Source organism: Globicatella sp. PHS-GS-PNBC-21-1553 (assembly GCF_033564055.1).
In the GTDB taxonomy this organism is placed as follows: domain Bacteria; phylum Bacillota; class Bacilli; order Lactobacillales; family Aerococcaceae; genus Globicatella; species Globicatella sulfidifaciens.
Map to the genome: position 1 here is coordinate 1,291,039 of NZ_CP085470.1, position 20,306 is coordinate 1,311,344.

General features: G+C 36.0%; 19 protein-coding genes, 2 pseudogenes and 1 other annotated feature. Of the genes and pseudogenes, 17 read left to right on the forward strand and 4 right to left on the reverse strand.

What is annotated here, in order from left to right:
* The first annotated feature begins 56 nt into the window (after positions 1-56).
* Positions 57-315 (forward strand) — a binding site (T-box leader).
* A 40-nt stretch (positions 316-355) separates the two neighbouring features.
* The 5 genes from LB888_RS06040 to LB888_RS06060 all read left to right on the forward strand — a co-directional run bounded on the left by LB888_RS06040 (position 356) and on the right by LB888_RS06060 (position 5,136).
* On the forward strand, positions 356-1,426 hold the full coding sequence (locus LB888_RS06040; protein WP_311920483.1) for a methionine ABC transporter ATP-binding protein: 1,071 nt from the start codon (positions 356-358) through the stop codon (positions 1,424-1,426).
* Positions 1,423-2,103 (forward strand): methionine ABC transporter permease, encoded by a 681-nt coding sequence (locus LB888_RS06045; protein WP_318752249.1) that lies wholly within the window; start codon positions 1,423-1,425, stop codon positions 2,101-2,103. The genes LB888_RS06040 and LB888_RS06045 overlap by 4 nt, the downstream gene beginning before the upstream one ends.
* A 207-nt stretch (positions 2,104-2,310) precedes the next feature.
* Entirely contained in the window at positions 2,311-3,051 is a 741-nt protein-coding gene (locus LB888_RS06050; RefSeq protein ID WP_318752250.1) for a MetQ/NlpA family ABC transporter substrate-binding protein, read from the forward strand.
* A gap of 171 nt (positions 3,052-3,222) precedes the next feature.
* On the forward strand, positions 3,223-4,050 hold the full coding sequence (locus LB888_RS06055) for a MetQ/NlpA family ABC transporter substrate-binding protein (protein WP_078755259.1): 828 nt from the start codon (positions 3,223-3,225) through the stop codon (positions 4,048-4,050).
* A gap of 150 nt (positions 4,051-4,200) precedes the next feature.
* The gene (locus tag LB888_RS06060) at positions 4,201-5,136 is read left to right on the forward strand and encodes a GNAT family N-acetyltransferase (protein WP_318752251.1); all 936 of its coding nucleotides are present in this window, start codon (positions 4,201-4,203) and stop codon (positions 5,134-5,136) included.
* Between the two features lie 347 nt (positions 5,137-5,483).
* Here LB888_RS06060 and LB888_RS06065 read toward each other — a convergent pair.
* Together LB888_RS06065 and LB888_RS06070 are read right to left on the reverse strand one after the other, a co-directional pair.
* Positions 5,484-6,883, reverse strand: a pseudogene (locus LB888_RS06065) (HD domain-containing protein).
* An 11-nt stretch (positions 6,884-6,894) separates the two neighbouring features.
* A complete protein-coding gene (locus LB888_RS06070; RefSeq protein ID WP_318752252.1) occupies positions 6,895-7,746 on the reverse strand; it encodes a lipoyl protein ligase domain-containing protein in 852 nt (283 codons plus the stop codon).
* Positions 7,747-7,839: 93 nt separating this feature from the next.
* On the opposite strand from LB888_RS06070, the gene LB888_RS06075 reads away from it, so the two are divergent.
* The 3 genes from LB888_RS06075 to fba all read left to right on the forward strand — a co-directional run bounded on the left by LB888_RS06075 (position 7,840) and on the right by fba (position 9,899).
* Positions 7,840-8,235, forward strand: a complete 396-nt coding sequence (locus tag LB888_RS06075) for a DUF1934 domain-containing protein (RefSeq protein ID WP_318752253.1) — start codon at positions 7,840-7,842, stop codon at positions 8,233-8,235.
* A gap of 42 nt (positions 8,236-8,277) precedes the next feature.
* On the forward strand, positions 8,278-8,916 hold the full coding sequence (gene rpoE, locus LB888_RS06080) for a DNA-directed RNA polymerase subunit delta (RefSeq protein WP_318752254.1): 639 nt from the start codon (positions 8,278-8,280) through the stop codon (positions 8,914-8,916).
* Positions 8,917-9,041: 125 nt separating this feature from the next.
* Complete coding sequence (gene fba, locus LB888_RS06085) at positions 9,042-9,899, forward strand: class II fructose-1,6-bisphosphate aldolase (protein ID WP_318752255.1); 858 nt, start codon at positions 9,042-9,044, stop codon at positions 9,897-9,899.
* Positions 9,900-10,269: 370 nt separating this feature from the next.
* Here the strand turns inward: fba and LB888_RS06090 are convergent.
* Positions 10,270-12,239 (reverse strand): annotated as a pseudogene (locus LB888_RS06090) (ABC-F family ATP-binding cassette domain-containing protein).
* 133 nt (positions 12,240-12,372) lie between these two features.
* On the opposite strand from LB888_RS06090, the gene rapZ reads away from it, so the two are divergent.
* Genes rapZ through whiA form a run of 3 tightly spaced genes read left to right on the forward strand, consistent with a single transcriptional unit; the run spans position 12,373 to position 15,217 of the window.
* Positions 12,373-13,260, forward strand: a complete 888-nt coding sequence (gene rapZ, locus LB888_RS06095) for an RNase adapter RapZ (protein WP_318752256.1) — start codon at positions 12,373-12,375, stop codon at positions 13,258-13,260.
* A complete protein-coding gene (locus LB888_RS06100; protein ID WP_318752257.1) occupies positions 13,257-14,273 on the forward strand; it encodes a YvcK family protein in 1,017 nt (338 codons plus the stop codon). The genes rapZ and LB888_RS06100 overlap by 4 nt, the downstream gene beginning before the upstream one ends.
* Before the next feature lie 17 nt (positions 14,274-14,290).
* Complete coding sequence (gene whiA, locus LB888_RS06105) at positions 14,291-15,217, forward strand: DNA-binding protein WhiA (RefSeq protein ID WP_071408992.1); 927 nt, start codon at positions 14,291-14,293, stop codon at positions 15,215-15,217.
* Between the two features lie 284 nt (positions 15,218-15,501).
* Here the strand turns inward: whiA and LB888_RS06110 are convergent, their stop codons facing one another.
* Positions 15,502-15,915: a single-stranded DNA-binding protein gene (locus LB888_RS06110; RefSeq protein ID WP_071408993.1), complete on the reverse strand. Its 414-nt coding sequence runs from the start codon at positions 15,913-15,915 to the stop codon at positions 15,502-15,504.
* A 133-nt stretch (positions 15,916-16,048) separates the two neighbouring features.
* Between LB888_RS06110 and LB888_RS06115 the strand changes: the two genes are divergently transcribed.
* The 6 genes from LB888_RS06115 (at position 16,049) to LB888_RS06140 (ending at position 20,298) form a co-directional block, all read left to right on the forward strand.
* Positions 16,049-16,762: a response regulator transcription factor gene (locus LB888_RS06115; protein ID WP_318752258.1), complete on the forward strand. Its 714-nt coding sequence runs from the start codon at positions 16,049-16,051 to the stop codon at positions 16,760-16,762.
* A 1-nt stretch (position 16,763) separates the two neighbouring features.
* Complete coding sequence (locus tag LB888_RS06120) at positions 16,764-18,182, forward strand: HAMP domain-containing sensor histidine kinase (protein ID WP_318752259.1); 1,419 nt, start codon at positions 16,764-16,766, stop codon at positions 18,180-18,182.
* 90 nt (positions 18,183-18,272) lie between these two features.
* A complete protein-coding gene (locus LB888_RS06125) occupies positions 18,273-19,118 on the forward strand; it encodes a hypothetical protein (protein WP_318752260.1) in 846 nt (281 codons plus the stop codon).
* Positions 19,102-19,359 (forward strand): hypothetical protein, encoded by a 258-nt coding sequence (locus tag LB888_RS06130; RefSeq protein WP_318752261.1) that lies wholly within the window; start codon positions 19,102-19,104, stop codon positions 19,357-19,359. Before LB888_RS06125 ends, LB888_RS06130 begins: the two co-directional genes overlap by 17 nt.
* A 94-nt stretch (positions 19,360-19,453) precedes the next feature.
* Positions 19,454-20,134: an NAD(P)H-dependent oxidoreductase gene (locus LB888_RS06135; protein WP_318752262.1), complete on the forward strand. Its 681-nt coding sequence runs from the start codon at positions 19,454-19,456 to the stop codon at positions 20,132-20,134.
* On the forward strand, positions 20,134-20,298 hold the full coding sequence (locus LB888_RS06140) for a hypothetical protein (protein WP_159443829.1): 165 nt from the start codon (positions 20,134-20,136) through the stop codon (positions 20,296-20,298). The genes LB888_RS06135 and LB888_RS06140 overlap by 1 nt, the downstream gene beginning before the upstream one ends.
* Positions 20,299-20,306: the final 8 nt, after the last annotated feature.

A 20,306-nucleotide genomic window follows, 5' to 3' on the forward strand; every position in this document is an offset into this window, starting at 1 on the left:
TATTAATAATTGTTGACAAAGAAAAAATTATCCTGTATGATAGCTACATAATATAAATAAACGCATTGATGTGGAAAGTAAAATTAATGGACATTTCCTAGAGAGCTTACATTTGGTGAAAGTAAGTAAATGAACTTAATTTGAAAATGGCCACTGAGCGGTCACTCTGAATGCTAGACAATAAGAGTGGACGGATCCAACCGTTAAAATGGCACAGTATCGTTAATACATGTTTGACTGTACTGTATGAGGTTAAATTAGCAATAATTTAACAAAAAAAGGTGGTACCACGAAATGATAACTCTCGTCCTTTATTTATGATAGGATGAGAGTTTTTTTATTGGGAGGGATTAGAATGATTGAATTAAAAGACATTGATGTTGTCTTTAAACAAAAAGATAATGTCGTAACTGCAGTAAAAGATGTCAATTTAACAATTAATCGCGGCGAAATATTTGGAATAGTCGGCTACAGTGGAGCCGGAAAAAGTACTTTAGTTAGAACGATTAATTTATTACAAAGACCAACACATGGGTCAGTAATTGTTAATGGACAAAACTTAATTGAATTAGCACCCGCAGAATTAAGGACAGCACGCAAAAAAATCGGTATGATATTTCAACACTTTAATTTAATGAATTCAAGAACGATTTTTGATAATGTTGCATTTCCATTAAAAGGCAGTGGGCTTTCGAAAAAAGAAGTCGCTCATAAAGTGGCTGAATTATTGAATTTAGTTGGACTAAAAGAAAAGTCCGATAGTTATCCAAGTCAACTGTCAGGTGGACAAAAACAACGGGTGGCAATTGCGAGAGCATTAGCCAATGATCCGGATGTCTTACTTTGTGATGAAGCAACCAGTGCTTTGGATCCAAAAACTACCAGCTCAATTTTAAAACTGTTAAAAGAGTTGAATCAAAAATTAAATATCACGATGGTGGTGATTACCCACGAAATGGCAGTTGTCAAGGATTTATGTGATCGAGTGGCAGTAATGGAAAATGGACATGTCCTAGAAGAAGGTAGTATACTAGAAATCTTTACACAACCTAAACAAAGTCTAACTAAAGAATTCATTAATACAGCAACCCATTTTGACCAAGAGATTGAATTAGTCTTGAAACATCCTCAAACCATTTCCATTAGTCATGAATCTGAATTAGCCAGATTAACCTATACGGGTGATCAAACGACGCAACCGTTTATTACAGAGGTTATTCGTGAATATGGGATTGAAATTAACATCTTATACGGTCATATTGAAATTATTCAAAATACACCTGTTGGCAATTTATTAGTCGCTTTAAAAGGAGAACCGCAACAAATTAATGCTGCTACTGAATTTTTAAAGCAAAACTCAGTAAAAGTTGATTCGGTACAAACATTGTTTCAACAATATGTTCAAAAGGAGGCTGATGAGGCATGATGCAATTTATTGAAACCAATATGCCAGATGTTTATAAATTACTTGACGATATCGTGAAAGCGTCTTGGGAAACGGTCTATATGTTACTCTTGACCATCATTTTTGCTGGTATATTAGGATTGATTGTCGGTGTCATGGTAACAGTGACACGACCTGGGGGCATTTTAGAAAATAAAGTTATCTATAAAATTCTGGATGCCTTTATCAATATCTTTCGTTCAATCCCCTTTATCATACTTTTAGCTTTACTGATAAATGTCACACGTTTTATTGTCGGAACAACTATTGGGTCAACAGCGGCTAGTGTGCCGATTATCTTTGCGACGATTCCATTTTTCGCACGACAAGTTGAAATTGCTCTTTTAGAAGTAGATTCAGGTGTGATTGAAGCAGCACAATCAATGGGATGTAGTCCATGGGATATTATTGTTAGAGTCTATTTAAGAGAAGGTTTACCGTCATTGTTACGGGTGAGTGCCTCAACCGTTATCAATGTCATTAGCTTAACGGCAATGGCTGGTGCGGTAGCAGGTGGAGGGCTAGGAACGATAGCGATTGCCAGAGGCTATAATCGTAGTAAAATGGATGTTATTTTAGTCGCAACATTCTTAATTTTAGTGATTGTCTTTGTAACACAACTAATTTTCAATTGGATTATTAAAAAAATTGAACACTAATTAACAATTTATCGGTCAAGTTTGACTTACTAAGAAAGGATTTGATTTTATGAAAAAATTTATTAAAACTATTTCATTAACTTTATTAACGAGCGCTTTAACCTTACCTTTTATCACCAATGTGGAAGCAGAAGAAAAAATGAATTTGAAGGGGAAAAGGTTACCGTTGGAATCGTACCGGGTTCGGCTGAAGATGTCTGGCAAGTAGTGGTTGATCAAGCGAAGGCCGAAGGGATTGAAGTTGAATTACAATTTTTCACCGACTACAATCAACCGAATGAAGCTTTACAAAATGGCTCAATTGATTTAAATGCGTTTCAACACATTGCTTTCTTAGATAACTGGAATGAATCTAATGATGGTAGTTTAGTTCCGATAGGATTTACCTTCGTATCGCCAATGGGCACCTATTCTGAAAAAATTAAGTCTTTAGATGAATTACCAGAAGGCGGTACAGTCGCTATCCCGAACGATCCAACAAATGGTGGACGCGCATTATTAGCCTTAGAATTAGCAGGAGTATTGGAAATTGATGATGACGCAGGAATTTTAGTAACGCCAGAAGACATTACAGAAAACCCTAAAAATATCAAAATTGAGGAATTAGATGCGGCGCAATTAGCAGCAACCTTACCTGATGTGGATGCAGCTATTATTAACACGAACTTCGCCAATGATGCTGGCTTATCATTAAAAGATGCTATCTTTGTAGATGCTGATTATCCAGAAAAATTAAGCGAGAAATATAAAAACTCGATTGTGGCTAGAGAAGAAGATAAAGAAAATCCATTATACTTAAAAATTGTTGAACTTTATCAAACCGATGCAGTAGCGCAAGCAATTTATGATACAACGAATGGTGGCGACAAACCGGTTTGGGAAAATGCACCGGTAATCGAGGAACAAACAGAAGAGGCCGCAACGGAAGAGACAACGGAAGCAGAGTAGTACAATATAATTGATAACCTGGAGGAGGAAGTATGATGCCTTATCGTTCCTTCCAAGGCCTATTATTCAGGAATATAACACAATAACTAAGCGAAATAATTAATATTCGGGTTTTTAATGATTTTCCCGTTAGTAAAAAATCTTTAAATATTTATCATAAGGAGAATTCATATGAAAAAATTAGTAAAAAAAGTTAGTGTATTAGCATTATTAGCAGGTTTGGTAGCACCAGCAACTGCCTTTGCAGAAGATAAACCATTCGATGGGGAGACAGTTAAAGTCGGTGTGGCCAGTGATGATGAAATCGAAGTGTGGGAATTTGTAGCAGAATTAGCAGAAAAAGAAGGCATTACCCTTGAAGTTGAATTATTTAATGATTATGTTCAACCAAACGTGGCAGTCGCTAGTGGTGATTTAGACCTAAATGCATTCCAACATGTGGCTTACTTAGAAGAATGGAATAAAGAAAATGACGAAGATTTACAACCAATCGGCTATACTTATGTCTCACCACTAGGAGCATATTCTGAAAACGTAACTTCATTGGATGAATTAGCAGAAGGAGCAGTGGTAGCTATTCCAAATGACCCAACGAATGGTGGCCGTGCACTATTATTATTAGAACAAGCAGGTGTCATTGAAGTAGATGACGCAGCAGGTGTTTTACCAACTTTAAAAGACATTACTAAAAACGATAAAAAATTAGAGTTTAAAGAATTAGATGCTGCTCAAGTAGCGGTCAGTTTACCAGACGTAGATGCGGCGATAATTAACACGAACTATGCCTTAGACCATGATTTATCTATCGAAGAAGATGCGATCTTTGTTGACACAGAAGATTTAGCTAAAGTGAACGAGGTCTATAAAAATGTGGTCGTAACGCGTAAAGATGATGTTGAAAATGAATTATACAAACATATTGTTGAATTATACCAATCAGAGGAAGTAGCAGAAAAAATTACTGAAGTTACCGACGGTGCGAATGTAGCTGCTTGGTAATTACTTACTACACACCACAAATATACCTTTTGGCTATCGAATTTTTATGAGATAGCTAGAAGGTTTTTTATTTTGTGAATTGACGACAACGTGATTTTGTTGTTAAATGAAGGTGTCTTAATAGAATATGAATTGCAGTAGGAGTCAAGTATGAGTATTGTTGTGTTAAACCATATAGCATCAGAATTAAGAGATAACATTCATCAATTAGAACAATTGGTTCATCAGGCAGATCACACCTATCGTTGGTTATTTCTATCTAATCAATATAATTTTGATCAAACGATGCCATTTTTGGTTTTATATTATCATCAAAGCCATCTTGTTGGTGTAGGGACAATCTACGCAGAGGATACAGATTTAGCGGAAGTAACAAGTGTCGTCCATCCCCAATATCGAAAGCTGCCAATTAAAGACGCCATGATTGCTAAAATAAAACAGATTTGTCGTGATTATCGAATAAAGGCGATTGGTTATAAAATAGAACGTAACTTTTATCAGCAATATCCAGCATTTTTTAATTGTTATCGTCTTAATCCTGATGCGATGCCAGAACTGATTTTACAATTTGGAGATAATCAAAAAGAGTTTTTAGGAGAAGAAGGTCAAACGGTTGTAGCTGTGCAGAAGCAGAAAAATAAAAGGTATGACAGTCAGTTTGATGAGAAAGAAGATAGTGTCGTACAGGTTAGTCGTGCATCACCGCAAGATTTGAATTCAATTGCTCATATATTAGCGGAGTGCTTTGACGATTCATATTATGAAGAACGGCTTTTTGTGGAGCGAGTTGTAGCAGATAGCAGCATGGTATTGTATCAATTCTCTATTCAAAACGAAATTATCGGAACATGTTCGATTGAAGTGCATCCTAAGGTTATTTATTTGTTTGCAGTCGCGATTAAGAAAAAACAACAAAATAAAGGGTTCGGAACTAAAGCAATAGCTCAATTAACCACTTATTTAACGCAAAAATATCGCCGTCCCTTACAAATTCAAGCCGATAAAGATAATAAAAAAGCGATAAAACTCTACCAAAAGCTTGGCTTTAAAACTGTGAGCGAATGGATTGAATTAATTGAAAAATAAGAATAAAATAGCAACTTAATTCAAAAAGATGTTGGTCCTTTAGGATATCAACCTGAATTAAGTTGCTATTTTTAATCATTCAGTTTGTTTGGTATGGGCAAAACAGTATAAGAAAGGCTAGGTATAAACTTGATAATTTCAGTCCAGCCAATCATCGTTTAGGATATGTGCATTGGTTGAGTGGCATTAAACGGTGTCTAAAGATTAGGCTGATGCGTATTCAACGCTAAGGGTTAGTCAAATAATATGAAAAACAACTCAATGCAACATTTTGAACTGCCCACTGTCTATGTTTTTTAATATTCAAGGCTAACGGGTAATTAGAGCTAGTGATTATCAAGATGTTGTTAATTAAAGAGTCGTTCTTGGATTTGGTAGTTAGTGTTATTGTATTCTTTTTCATGAGCCACTAAGATCATTTGTTGATTACTTGTCAATTTATCAGCTGGAATACGTTCAAAATATGTCATTAATTGCCCTGGGAAATAAAGACGTAAATCTCCTTTTACTTCTCCAGCTAAGGTATTAACTAAAGCACTCACTTGTGATAATTCGACTTTATCGTATGTTTTGGTTAATAATTCAATTTGGGTACGTTGTTTTTTTGATTAGGGCGATAGTAATCGTAAGGTAAATCATAACTACTATTGATACCAAAGTAATAATCTGGGTCAAACCCTGCTTGAATCATTTCATCTTGTAGGGCAATAGCTAAGGCTTCGCGATTTTCTTCGGTCACGATTAACGATTTAAATGGCTTACGATTGACGAAGCGATAGGCTAAATCAGATAAAATAGGATCGTCTTCATAAATCCACATTGAGAAATAAGTGCTCATTACATGGTCATCTAATAGTAAGTAATCCTGTAAAGTCCAGGTGCCGGTTAAGAATGGTTTTAATAAGCCAGCCGGTTGTTTCATTTGTGTTTCGTCTTCTAAATAGAGTTTTTTAGCACGGTCTAATAAGCTCTTTAATACTTGTTCCATTCCACGCGATACCCCATGGAAATAAACTTGCATATACATTTGATATCGGCTGACAACATAATCTTCTACAGCATGCATTCCCGAATAGTCAAAAGCTATTTGGTTATTATAAGGACGTATTACTCTAAGCACGCGAGTTAAGTCGAAAGTTCCATAACTGACACCAGCATAATAGGCATCTCTAAGAAGATAGTCCATTCGGTCGGCGTCAATTTGACTACTGATAATTTGTACTACTTGTTGGTTAGGATAAGTTTTATTGATGACACTGGCTACTTTTTCAGGGAAATCATCTCCGAAATAGCGCAATACTTGATTGATTTCTGTTTCAGAAGAAGTGATAATTTGTTGTGTTAAAGCCTCGTGATCCGTATTAAAAATACCTTCAAAGGTATGGGAAAATGCGCCGTGACCAATATCGTGTAATAAGGCCGCACAAAGCGTCACCATATGCTCATCAGGATTCCATAAGCCATCATTGGCTTTTTTAGTTGCGTATTGGCGTTCGAATAAATCAATGATACGACGTGTAATCTCATATACCCCTAATGAGTGATTAAAGCGAGAATGTTCTGCACCATGGAACGTAAACGAAGAGGTTCCTAGTTGCTTGATTCGTCTTAAACGTTGAAATTCACGTGTATCAATTAATTTTAAAATAATTTTGTCATGGATATGAACATAATCATGAACAGGGTCACGGAAAACTTTTTCGCGATGTAACTTTTGTGCCATAACTTTTTCTTGAAATGTTGACATATAGATGCTCCTTATTTATTAATCTGTAGAGGGTAATTACGATCAAGTGTTTTTTGGTACATTTTTTGATAGAGTGCCTCTAAACCTTGGTCAGGATTAGGCAAATGAGTTAATTTAGTTTGTTGTTGAACGGTATTTAAAAGGAGTTGTTTAAACTTTTCGACAGATATAGATTGACCTAAGAAGTCGTTGATGTTGGACATCACATCAGGATTGACATTAGGGTATTGCGAATCAGCCTCTGATGTTTGATAAAATTGCCGGATTATTTCAGATCGTTCTTTTTGATTACCAGTGACACTGATATAAGCGGCGACGGCCACACCATCTTTAAAACGACGTTGCGCAATGCCGCCAATTTTTTGTTGTTGAATGACAATATCGTATGTACCAGGACAATAGGAATCGGGTACCTCGTAGCTTTCGACATTTAATCCCAAAGTACTAAGAGCTTCTTTGAGCCATTGAATCATTTGCTCATAACCTTCATCGATACTTAACGGGAATTCTTTCAGATTAATGATAAAGGAAACATTGATAATGCCAGGATCGCTAACCACCGCTAGTCCACCGTGAGCACGTAAATGGGTAGCGTATCCTTGTTTATTTAAATACGCTATACCTTCTGGTAATGCTTTTAATCGAGTATCTTTTGGTCCCAGTAATATCGTCGGGTAATTGAGACGATAGAAGTGAATAATCCCTTTTGCCTGGGACGATTTATCAGACGGATGGTCATTAATTGTTATAATATGGCGAATAAAAGCATCTTGCCAACTTAAAGCGACTAAACCATCCTCTACATTAGAACCGGAACCGACTTCAGTGTAAAGCCAATGATGATGCGATAAAAATTCTGACATACCTTACCTCCAATAAACTGTAAAAATCGTGTTAATTCCTTTTTATTATAGCAAATAATAGGTTATAATTACTAGCAGAGGGGAAGTGAATTAGTGAAGCGTGAAAGCGTTACGGTAAAAGTGACCCAGAAAATTATGGATTCTACGACAAAACGTATTGAAAAATGGCGTCATCAAACACAAGGTGAGTATTATCAACTCAATTCATTTGAAAAAATTACTTACGAAGATCAACAAGGACAAGTGGTTCATGTTAAATGGTTTCCTAATAATGAAAATTTAGAAATTAGTTATGGTTCTACCCGATTAATATTTAATAAAGAAGAGCCAACCCAATTAGTTTATTCGACACCACAGGGATTAATGGTGTTTGATGTCTTAACACATCGAATCAGTATTGCTGATAATAAAATTTCGGTGGATTATCAGCTATTAAATGAAAATAAACCCATTGGTGATTATGATTTTAGATTGATTTATCATCAATAAATCGTTAAGATAGTAAGGTAGAAATATAAAGGAAGTGACGATATGGAGTTAAAGGCATTCGAAGGTCAGAACCGCGAGGAACTTTCATTAATTGAAGTTGCTCATGAAATATTAGTTCAAAAAGGTGATGTCATTGAATTTAATGAATTATTAATTATGATTCAAGAATACTTAGATTTAAATGAAGCCCAATTAGAAGCAAATTTAGTAAGATTTTATACTGATTTAAATATTGATGGACGCTTCATCTCATTAGGAGATAATCGTTGGGGCTTACGTTTATGGTATCCAATTGATTCAATCGACGAAGAAACTATTACTTCAGCAGAGGAAGAAGTTCCAAAACGCCGTCGTAAGAAACGTAAATTAAATGCATTTGCTGACGATGAAGATATGATCGATTACAACGATGATGACCCAGAAGATGGCGAAGTGTATGACGAAGAAGATGAAGAGTTCGATGATGATGATGAAGATATGGATGATATCGACGAAGTCATTGCGAAAGAAGACGAAGACGAAGATGAAGAAGAGTTAGATCACTATGCAAGTGAGTTGTCTGATTTTGAAGATGAAGACATTGATGAAGATGTTGAAATCGATGAAGAAGATGATGAATTAGTAGATGATGAAGAAGAAGATTTCGAAGAATACGACGAAGACGAAGAAGTTGAGGATTAAATATCACTTACATGATGAATTTGTGAAAAGATGTGTTATTTTCACTAGCCTTAATCATTAAAATAAAGTATAATATTAAGTGAAATACATATACTATTTCTAAAGGATTTCAAGGAGGAAATATAATGAGTAGATTAGTTAGTATGACAGAAATGTTAAACAAAGCAAAAGAAGGTAAGTATGCAGTTGGTCAATTCAACATTAACAACTTAGAATGGACTCAAGCAGTATTACAAGCAGCACAAGAAAACAATTCACCAATTATCTTAGGTGTATCTGAAGGTGCTGGTAAATACATGGGTGGTGCTAAAGTTGTTGCAGCGATGGTTAATGCTTTAATGGAAACGATGGATATCACTGTTCCAGTTGCATTACACTTAGACCACGGTTCAACTGTTGAAAGTGCTAAACATTATATTGATGCTGGATTTACTTCTGTTATGTTCGACCATTCTCATTTCCCTATCGACGAAAATATCGAAATGACTAAAGAATTAGTTGAATACGCTCATTCTAAAGGTGTATCAGTAGAAGCTGAAGTTGGTACTGTTGGTGGTGTTGAAGACGGTGTAACGGGTGGCGTAAAATATGCTGACTTAGAAGAATGTAAACGTATGGTATCTGAAGCTAAGATTGATGCTTTAGCAGCAGCTTTAGGTTCAGTTCACGGTACTTACGATGGAGAACCTGTTTTAGGATTTGATGAAATGCAAGCAATTTCTGATGCAACAGGAACACCATTAGTATTACACGGTGGATCAGGAATCCCTGATTATCAAATTAAAAAAGCTATCGAACGTGGACATGCTAAAATTAACGTTAACACTGAATTACAACAACAATGGACTAAAGCAGTGCGTGAAAAATTAAATTCAGACGATAAAGTTTATGACCCACGTAAAGTAATTGCTCCTGGTAAAGAAGCAATCGTTAAAGTTACTAAAGAAACAATGGATATGTTTGGTTCAACTGGTAAAGCATAATTCATTAAATAATTTCAAAGAAACAGTCATCGGACTCAAATAAAGGAGTTCAATGACTGTTTTTTGTCATATTTACTGATAGAAAAATGAATGTGAAGAAGATAAATAAAATCGTCTCAATTAAAAAAAGGAGTGAGTCAGTAGGGAAATCACTCCATCCTCACTGCCTCTTCACTCCCTCATAGTAGAGTAAAGATTAAATATGATTGAAAACCTGACGCTTTATCTTAATGCTTGCGCTGGTGCAAAGCATTAAGATAGTATACACGAAAATCACTCGATGTCATTTCACTACTGTCGGCAAAAGCAATGCTACTAGATTAGAATGGTAATAGTGAGTAGTCTATGCTACTTAAACACATCGGTCATGTTAAATGTTTGTTTCCTCTAGCGCTTCAAGGGCTAAACTCGCTTCTTCCCATTCCTCAATTAAGATTTCCTGGCGATTTTCTAAGTCCATTAGTTCCTCGTGCATTTTTAGTAATTCGTCTTGTTGATTCAATGTAGAAGCTTCTGCCATTTGATGGTGTAAAGCTTCAATCGCTTGTTCTACTGATTCCAGCTCTTCTGTCACTTTATCAACTTGCTGTGTTAATTTCTTTAATTCACGACGATATTGCTTACTTTCTTCGAAGGATAGTTGTGCTTTACCTTTAGTAGTAATATTTTCAGCCGGGGCGGTGTTTGTTTTATTTTTTAACTCAGCCTCTTGTTTGAGAACGGCTAGCTCTTCTTTTTTATGTAAGTAATAATCATAATCACCTAAATAAAGAGTAGAGCCTGATGGCGTAATTTCTAAAATTTGGGTGGCAATTCGATTGATAAAATAACGGTCGTGCGAAACAAATAAGAGTGTACCATCAAATTCGATTAAGGCTTGTTCTAATACTTCTTTACTATCGATATCCAAGTGGTTGGTAGGTTCATCTAAAATTAAGGTATTATCATGATCGGTAGCTAATAAAGCTAAAGTTAGCCGAGCTTTTTCTCCACCGCTTAGCATCGATACTTTCTTTTCAACAGATTCTCCAGTAAAAAGGAAACTACCTAAAATACTCCGAATAATCCATTCATCAGTTGTATCGTGTGCTTGCCATAGTGTTTCTAAAACTGTTAAGTCAGGATTTAACATATTCACGTTTTGAGCGTAGTACCCAATATCTAATCCGGTTCCTCTCCTAATTTCGCCTTTAATAGGGGGATTTCCCCAATTATCGTTTTCAATAAAGTAGATTTACCCACACCGTTTGGGCCGACGACGGCGATGGCTTCTTGTTTTCTTAAATCCAACTGAATATTTTCGGCAATTACTTCAGACTGATATCCAATGCTTAGATTTTCTAATTCAAGCACGCGTTCGCCACTTTCGCTAGTCGCAAAAAACTGAATGCGTGGTGCTTTTTGGTCTTGTTTTGGTTTTTCTAATCGAGTAATTTTTTCTAATTGCTTACGTCTACTTTGAGCTCTCTTTGTTGTTGAAGCACGAGCAATATTTTTTTGAACAAATTCCTCGAGTTTTGCGATCGTGACTTGTTGTTTTTGATATTCTTTCCATTCACGTTCTAAACGCGCTTCTTTTTCTTCTATATAGTAAGAATAATTCCCTTTATAGAGATGAGCAGTATGATTACGCAATTCGATGACTTGATTGGTAATTTTATCTAAAAAATAGCGGTCGTGGGAGACGATTAGTAGAGCACCTTTATATCCTACGAGGTACTGTTCGAGCCAAGCGAGCATTTCCATGTCTAGATGGTTAGTAGGCTCATCAAGGATTAATAAGTCATAATCCATTAATAAAATTTGTGCGAGAGCTAAACGTGTTTTTTGCCCACCAGATAAAGCTTGAACAGGGGTTTGGTAATCATCTTCAAAAAAGCGAAAACCGTGTAATACTGTTCGAATTTCAGATTCAATGGCATAGGCGTTCTTATTATTTAATGTTTCTAGTAAGTGGTCATACTGATGTAAAGCTTCTTGGTACTCAGTACTTTCAGGATGATCAGCTAATTGAGCTAAACGATCAGCCGCTTTTTGGGATTCGTCCCTTAATTTTAAGGTTGCTTCAAAAGTATGAAGCATTTCCTCCCAAATCGTTCGTTTTGAATCAATCGCTACATGTTGTTCTAAATACCCGATTTTAAGCCCCTTAGCCTTGGAAATGGTACCACTAGAAATCGGTTCTTGGTTCATAATTTGTTTGATAAGCGTTGATTTTCCGGTTCCGTTACGACCAACGAGAGCAATGCGGTCTCGGGTTTGAATATTAAAATTAACATTTTCATATAAGGTTTCATCGGCAAAGCGTCTTGCCAAATCATTTACTTGTAGTAATATCATGTACGCATACTCCTTTAGTATGGTTCAATAGCTACATTATAGCAAAAGAACTTAACACCGTGAACTAAAATAAGACAATAAATAGTGGAGTATGTTATAATAAATTTAAAAATAAAGGAAATGAGGCGATTCCATGTCAGATGCTCTTGAATTAGTTATTATTACTGGTATGAGTGGTGCTGGTAAAACAGTTGCAGTTCAAAGTTTCGAAGATTTGGGATATTATTGCGTGGATAATATGCCACCTAACTTGCTCCCGACATTCTGGGAATTAATCAAGGAATCAGGAAAAATTACGAAGATTGCGTTAGTAATTGATTTAAGATCGCGTGATTTTTTTGATGAATTAACCAATGTTATTTCTAAAATGGATAATACGCAAATGATTACCACCAAGATTCTATTTTTAGAAGCCGATGATCAAGCGTTAGTATCAAGATATAAAGAAACACGCAGAAATCATCCATTAGCAACCATGGGACGTGTGAGTGAAGGGATTAAACTTGAGCGTGAAATGCTGAAGGATTTAAGAAGTCGTGCACAAACGATTATTAATACGAGTGATATTACGCCGAGACAATTACGTGAACAATTGATCAGTATTTTTGCAACTGAAAAGCAATCAACATTTCATGTGCAAGTAGTGTCATTTGGTTTTAAATATGGTGCGCCAATCGATGTAGATGTGATGATGGATGTGCGATTCTTACCTAATCCGCATTATGTGGATGAGCTAAGGGATAAGACCGGATTGGATCAAGATGTCTACGATTATGTAATGAAACAACCCGAGACACAAGCTTTCTATGCAAAATTTATTGATTTAATTGAATTATGTCTACCAGGTTATAAAAAAGAAGGTAAGTCTAGCGTCGTGATTGGAATTGGCTGTACTGGAGGACAACACCGTTCGATTGCTTTAGTTGAACGAGTGGGACGTCATTTAAAGAATAGCGGTTATGAGACTAAAATCTCTCATCGCGATCGCTTTAAGAAAAAAGAAAGTGTAGTTAGATCATGAGTGAAGAAAATAAACTAAAATATAAAGTAGCCGTTATTGGAGGCGGAACCGGACTGCCGGTCATTTTAAAAGGACTCAAGCATTTAAATGCTTATGTGAGTGCCATCGTAACGGTTGCTGATGATGGGGGCAGTAGTGGCGTTATTCGAGACTATATTAACGTCGTTCCTCCGGGCGACATACGAAATTGTATGGTTGCGTTATCTGAAAGTGACCCATTATTACTGGATGTATTTCAGTATCGCTTTGATAGTGAAGATGCCTTTTTAGCAGGACATGCCATTGGGAATTTAATCATTGCTGCCTTGAAAGAAATGAATGGTTCGTTGGATAAATCTTTGGAAATATTGTCTGAGTTTATGAAAGTAAAAGGAAAGATATTGCCAGCAGCACAAGAACCATTAGTATTGAATGCGTTATTTGAAGATGGTACGATTGCGGTTGGTGAGTCTCAGATAGCCAAACATCGCAAAAAGATTAAGGAAGTTTCAGTTACGACCCGTCTTGGTGACAAAGCGAAAATTGCCAGTCCGAAAGTCGTCGAAGCGATAATGGAAGCCGATATGATTGTTTTAGGACCGGGGAGTCTATATACAAGCATTCTGCCTAATTTAATGATTGACGAGATTGGAGAGGCGATTCGCAATACGTCGGCAGAAGTGGTCTATATTTGTAATATTATGACTCAATTAGGAGAAACAGAATCCTTTACGGATGCCAATCATGTTGAAGTTTTAAATCAACATTTAGGCGGCCATTACATTGATACTGTTTTAGTGAATATTGCTGAAGTACCAGAAGACTATATTTTAAATCAACCGAATGAAGAATATTTATTACAAGTTAAACATGACTTTATGGGTTTAAGAAGTCAGGGAGTTCGCGTCATTTCAAATAGTTTTTTAAGTATGAAAAATGGCGGCGCTTATCACGATACGGAACTCGTGGTTGAGGAATTAGCTCATTTATTAGACACGCATAAATTATATTTAAGCAGTAAATTATCAAAATAGAAGGGTGTGATGGACCGTTGACTTTTGCTTCGGAAGTAAAAAAAGAATGTACCTTAATTGAAGTACATCGGGAACATGCGAAAGCAGAGTTGACAGCACTTATCCGTATGAACGGAGCCGTGAGTATCTATCAACAGTCTCTCATTTTAAATGTTCAAAGTGAAAATGCAGCGATTGCTAGACGAATGTATACTTTATTTAAACAACATTTTGCTGTTGACAGTGAATTAATTGTTCGTCGAAAGATGAAATTAAAGAAAAATAATGTTTATATCGTACGTTGTCGACAAAATGTTAAAGAAGTGCTGGAAATTTTAGGTATCTTTGATGGTGCTTTTATTAAAGCGGATGTAGCACCTGAAATTATGGAGAATGATCAGAAAAAACGTTCTTATTTAAGAGGAGCCTTTATGGCGGGAGGATCGGTTAATAATCCAGAGGCCAATAGTTATCATTTAGAAATTTACTCGAATTATGAATCTCATAATGAAGATATTTGTAAAATGATGAATGATTTTAATCTAAACGCCAAGACCATTACCCGGCGCAATGGCTATATTACTTATATTAAAGAAGCGGAGAAAATATCAGACTTTCTAGCGATTATTGGGGCTAATCGAGCAATGCTAAAATTTGAAGATATTCGGATTGTTCGTGATATGCGAAATTCTGTTAATCGTTTAGTAAACTGTGAAAATGCTAATCTAAATAAAGTGGTTGAAGCTTCCAATCGACAAAGGGAAGCTATTGAATTAATTATTGAAAAACGAGGATTAGATTCTTTACCAGAAAAATTAAGAGAGATGGCGCAATTTCGATTAGACAATCCCGATTTAGGGATGAAGGAAATTGGTGAATTAATTCCAGGTGGACCGATTTCTAAATCTGGAGTGAACCATCGATTAAGAAAACTCGTTCAAATTGCTGAGGAGCTGTCTAATTAACAACCTCATTTATTTCTTTGAAACAATGTTTTTTTTACCGGTTAAAGGATGAACATTATTAAGTAATAAAAAGTAAAATAAACATCGTGTTTGTAGTGAACTCACAAGTTAGACAGAAAATCTAACCTTTTGGAGCTCATAGAGAACACGATGCTTTTTTTGTATGGAGGGGGAGACAATCGTCATTAATATAAGCATCGATGGTTTATGTCATTATTTTGAGTAATGAGTAACAATGATTTTCATCACGAATGATGGACCGCTTTTCTTTTATTATAAAAGTGTTATGGCGTACTTAATTCTTGATTCGTTTCCATCGCTTCATGTTTTAAAGCTTCAGTTATTTCATCAGAAAATTGTAACCCCTCTTCGCGAGTACCATTAGGCCGGTCTAAAAGGGTGATTTCAGAGACAACGCATTCTACAGTATAGACGGTCTCTCCGTCACTATTTTGGTAATTTCGACTTTGCATGCGACCGCTAATCGCGATACGTTGGCCTTTGATTGAATACTTATCCAAGATGTCAGCTAAATGATCCCAAGCAACAAAAGGGATAAAGTCTGCCATTAAAGCACCTTCTTTATTGCGTTGACGTCGATTAATCGCCAAAGTATTGTTAATTACTCGATGGTCGTCATTGACGGTCTTTAAGTCATGGTCACGCACGATTCTCCCAACTAAAACAACATGATTCATTTATATCTCTCCTGTCTTTCTTTTACTTATAAATACACATTTTTGTATAAAAATACTTTGTTGATAGTAATATTATTCTAAATATTTTAAAAATTGATGTATAATGAAATTGACACGATAAGGAGGAATTATTATGCGTATAATTATGATTGAAGATAATGAATCAGTTACAGAAATGATGTCGATGTTTTTTGAAAAAGAAAAATTTACAGCGACTTTTTATCATGATGGCCTTGAAGGCTATAAAGCATATGAAGCCGATCCAAATAATTGGGATTTAGCTATTTTAGATATTAATTTACCTTCGATGGATGGCATTCAAATTTGTCGGAAAATGCGAAACATTTCCAAAACATTACCAATTATCATGCTAACTGCTCATGACTCTGAAAGTGACCAAGTCATTGGTTTGGAAATGGGAGCAGATGATTATGTCACGAAACCATTTAGTCCGCTAACTTTAATGGCGAGAATGAAAGCTTTACATCGTCGCGCACACTTAGAGCCAGAAAAGACTGTTGAAACAGTTGATGAAGGTTCATTTGATGTCGTAACAGACTCAATGAAAATTAGTACTACTAATCGAGAAGCGTATTATAATGATCAATTAATCGAGAATTTAACACCAAAAGAATTCGAACTGTTAATTATGTTTGCGAGCCATCCTAAGCGAGTTTTCAGTCGGGAACAATTACTAAAAAGCTTATGGGAGGATCCGTTTTATGGTGATGAACGAACCGTTGACGCACACATTAAAAAATTAAGACAAAAAATAGAAGTAGTCGGACCACAAGTAATTCAAACGGTTTGGGGTGTTGGTTACAAATATGAAGAAGTAGGCGAATAAGATGAAGTTGTTATGGCAACAAATTATTGGGGTCATGGCGGTTTTGATGGTTGCGTTAGGGTTAAGTGCTTATTTAACAAGTCGGTATATGTCTAACCGTATTTTCCAAGATAAGCAAGAAGAACTTATACAGTACGGGACCAATATTGTGGCCAACCATTTTACAAGAAATGATTTAGAAAGAGCCTCTGAACTTTTACAAGATAAAGAAATTGTCATTCAAGTTTACTTAAGTGACGGAACGATTATTTATCCTTCCTACGACCAGCGAAATAAATTGCAGCTTACCGAACAACAGTTAAGTCGCATAACGAAAGATCAAACCATTGGTATCCAAAGAAGTACCCGTTATGATAACAATGGCGTACTCGTTAATATGGCGACAGTTTATGTATCGAATCAAGGGGGATATAGTGAATTTCCTGAGGGGATTATCAGTATTGGGGCTCCTTTATCGGAATTGGATCAACAAGTAGAAGCGGTTCAGCAAAATATTATGCTTGGCTTTTTGATTTCAGCTGGACTAGGAATTGTGATGTCCATTTTGTATGCCATGTATCAATCAAATAAAATTCAAAAACTGCAGATGGCGACTCGGCAAATTGCTTCGGGAAATTATGAAATTGAATTGGATACACAAGGAAGCGATGAGTTAAGTGATTTAGCTCGCGATTTTCAAGTGATGGCTAATTCATTACAAGCTTCAGAAGAAGAAATTCAAAGACAAGAAACACTACGCCGTCAAATGATGATGGATGCTGCCCACGAAATGCGAACCCCTTTAACGACAATGAGTGGAGTTTTAGAAGGACTTCAATATGATATGATTCCTGAGGAGCAAAAAGAACGTAGTTTGAATTTGGTGATGAAAGAAACCCAACGTTTAATCCGTTTGGTAAATGAAAACCTCGATTATGAGAAGATTCGAAGTCAACAAATCGTCTTGAAGCCACAATGGCTTGATGTTAAGCAACTCTTTGAACAAATTAAGTCGCAAATGGAGAGCAAAGCCTCCTTGAAGAATAATCATATTGTCATTTCTGTTCCCGAAAATTTAAAAATCTGGGCCGATAACGATCGTATTCTACAAATTATCATCAATATCGTTAATAATGCCATCCAGTTTTCAAAAGATAGCGACATAAATTTACGTGCAACTAAAGTTCATGAGGGTGTTAGCATTGAGATTGAAGACCATGGTATTGGCATTGAACCAGAAAAAATAAAAAGTATTTGGGAGAGATTTTATAAAGCGGACATCTCACGGAAAAACACCGAATTTGGTGAGTCGGGGATTGGTTTAGCTGTCGTGAAATCATTGGTAGAAGCGCATTCTGGAACAGTTGAAGTCGAAAGTGAATTGGGACAAGGAACGAAATTTATCATTACCATTCCTGACCAAGCTTCAACAACCAAATGATAGAATTTAGTTCAGAACTTTACAATTATATTAATGAATTGTATAATAACGCTAGTATTTTGTGAAAATATTAAGTAGTAGGTGAAATTAGTGAAAAATATTTTTAAAGGACTGATTATTCTTGTCCTGTTAGCGTTGACTGGTGTGTTGCTTTACGCGACCCGTATGAATAAAACAGCAAAACCAACTCAACCGGTGACCGTAAATACAGTTCAACAATTGGATCAAGTGGTTCAACAGATAGATAGCTATTATGTTAATCCTAATGAGAAATCATTCTTAAGGGAAGAACCTATCGCTGATGAAGAGTTAACTCAATTAAAAGAAGCAATCGATACGGTCAATGCTTCAACAGCTGACAAAAATAAAGTCTTAGTAGAAATTGAAATTGTCGAATGGAAAAAAGCGGCCTTAGATGCGGTTAATCATTTATACAGTGGCTCAGCAACCCCTGTTATCAAAGGTGATCAAGTAGCGACTAAAAAAGTTTTAGCCGATAACCTTAAATTAGCAGATGTTGAAAAAGTGGCGACCGATTTTATTGATACCATGCCTAAGCGTTTATTATTAGATGACGAAGAGGTTCCTGAAGATAAATTCAATACTGCCATTACGGAATTAATTAACGAGGCCAAAGATCAATTTGAAAACTTTGACAAAGCGATTGAGGCTTTAAACAAAGTGAAATCGATTGATATTGAAGATGGCCAAATCGGTAATATTGCGAAAGGTTTACGTGACTTTGAAAAATTACGTGACAAAGTCACAGATGACAATCTATTAAAACAATTGAATGAAAAAGCAGATCAATATTTATCTGTCTTCTTAACAGCGTTCACTGAAATTGCGAGTGAGATTCCAGGTTATTATGATATTGCCTTAGTTGCAGCAGAGACCGTCTCAATTACTGACCAAGTTGATGAAAGAAAATCGTGAGACGCTAGAAGCGACAGAAACTGAAACAGAAACGACAGAAGAAGTGGTAACGGAAGAAATTGTGACTGAAGAAAGTCAATATGTGCCGGAACCGTCATACACGGAACCGCCTGTAACAGAGCCGCCGGTAACGGAACCACCCGTAACAGAGCCGCCGGTAACGGAACCACCTGTAACAGAGCCGCCAACAACCGAGCCGCCGGTAACGGAACCACCTGTTTCATCAGATCAAACTGAATAATTTTATTTATGAGGCTGGGACCAAACGTCCGAGCCTCATTCCACTATATGAACAAAAAGATGTATGAAGGCAAATAGATTAGAAGAGGTGTATGATGAAGACTGTTTGTTATATTGCTCATCCGGATGTTAATCAATCAAGTAGCCAACAATATTTACTAGAGTCAGGGTTAAATTATTCTCAAGCTCAATATGTGAACTTATATGAGATGATGAATAATTTAGTAATTGAACAAGAACAAAATCGCTTGTTAGCCGCTGATCAAATTATTTTTCAATTTCCAATGTATTGGTATCAAGCCCCAGGAATCTTATTTGAATGGATTAATCAAGTATGGTCTACATTAAAACCAAGTAAACTCAAAGGTAAAACGTTAGGAATTGTGGTAGTGGTAGGTGGTAAGAAAGAGCATTATCAATCTGGTGGAAGAGAGGGGAGAACTGTTTCTGAATTACTCTCAAACTTTGAAGTACTGGCTCGTCATTTTAAGATGAACTATAAACCTATCTTCGCAATCCATCAATTCCAATATATGAATGAGCAACAAAAAGCTCATTTGATGTGGCGTTATTTGTTTTACTTAGAGACAAAAGAAGAGGAACGTTTAACTAATTATCAGAGATTTATTATTGCTCGAGCAAAAACATTAATTGGTGAAGAAATAGCTGCTGATCATAATTTGGCTCCTTTGTGGCAGGCGTTTATCTCACAATTAGAAATGCAAGAGTTCGAAATTGAAGAGTTGATGGGAATCAATTTGGAGGAGGAAATGTAATGTGGGATGAGAACTTATTAGAACCACTTGCCAATGTGCTTAAGGACTACCCTTTGCGTCAATTACTAACCGTTTTAAAAGAACTGGACCAAAAACAGCAAGATCGCATCGAGCAATTAAAAGGAGAATTGGATGGTAAAGCTTGGAGTCCATCTGAATGGTAGGATAAAAG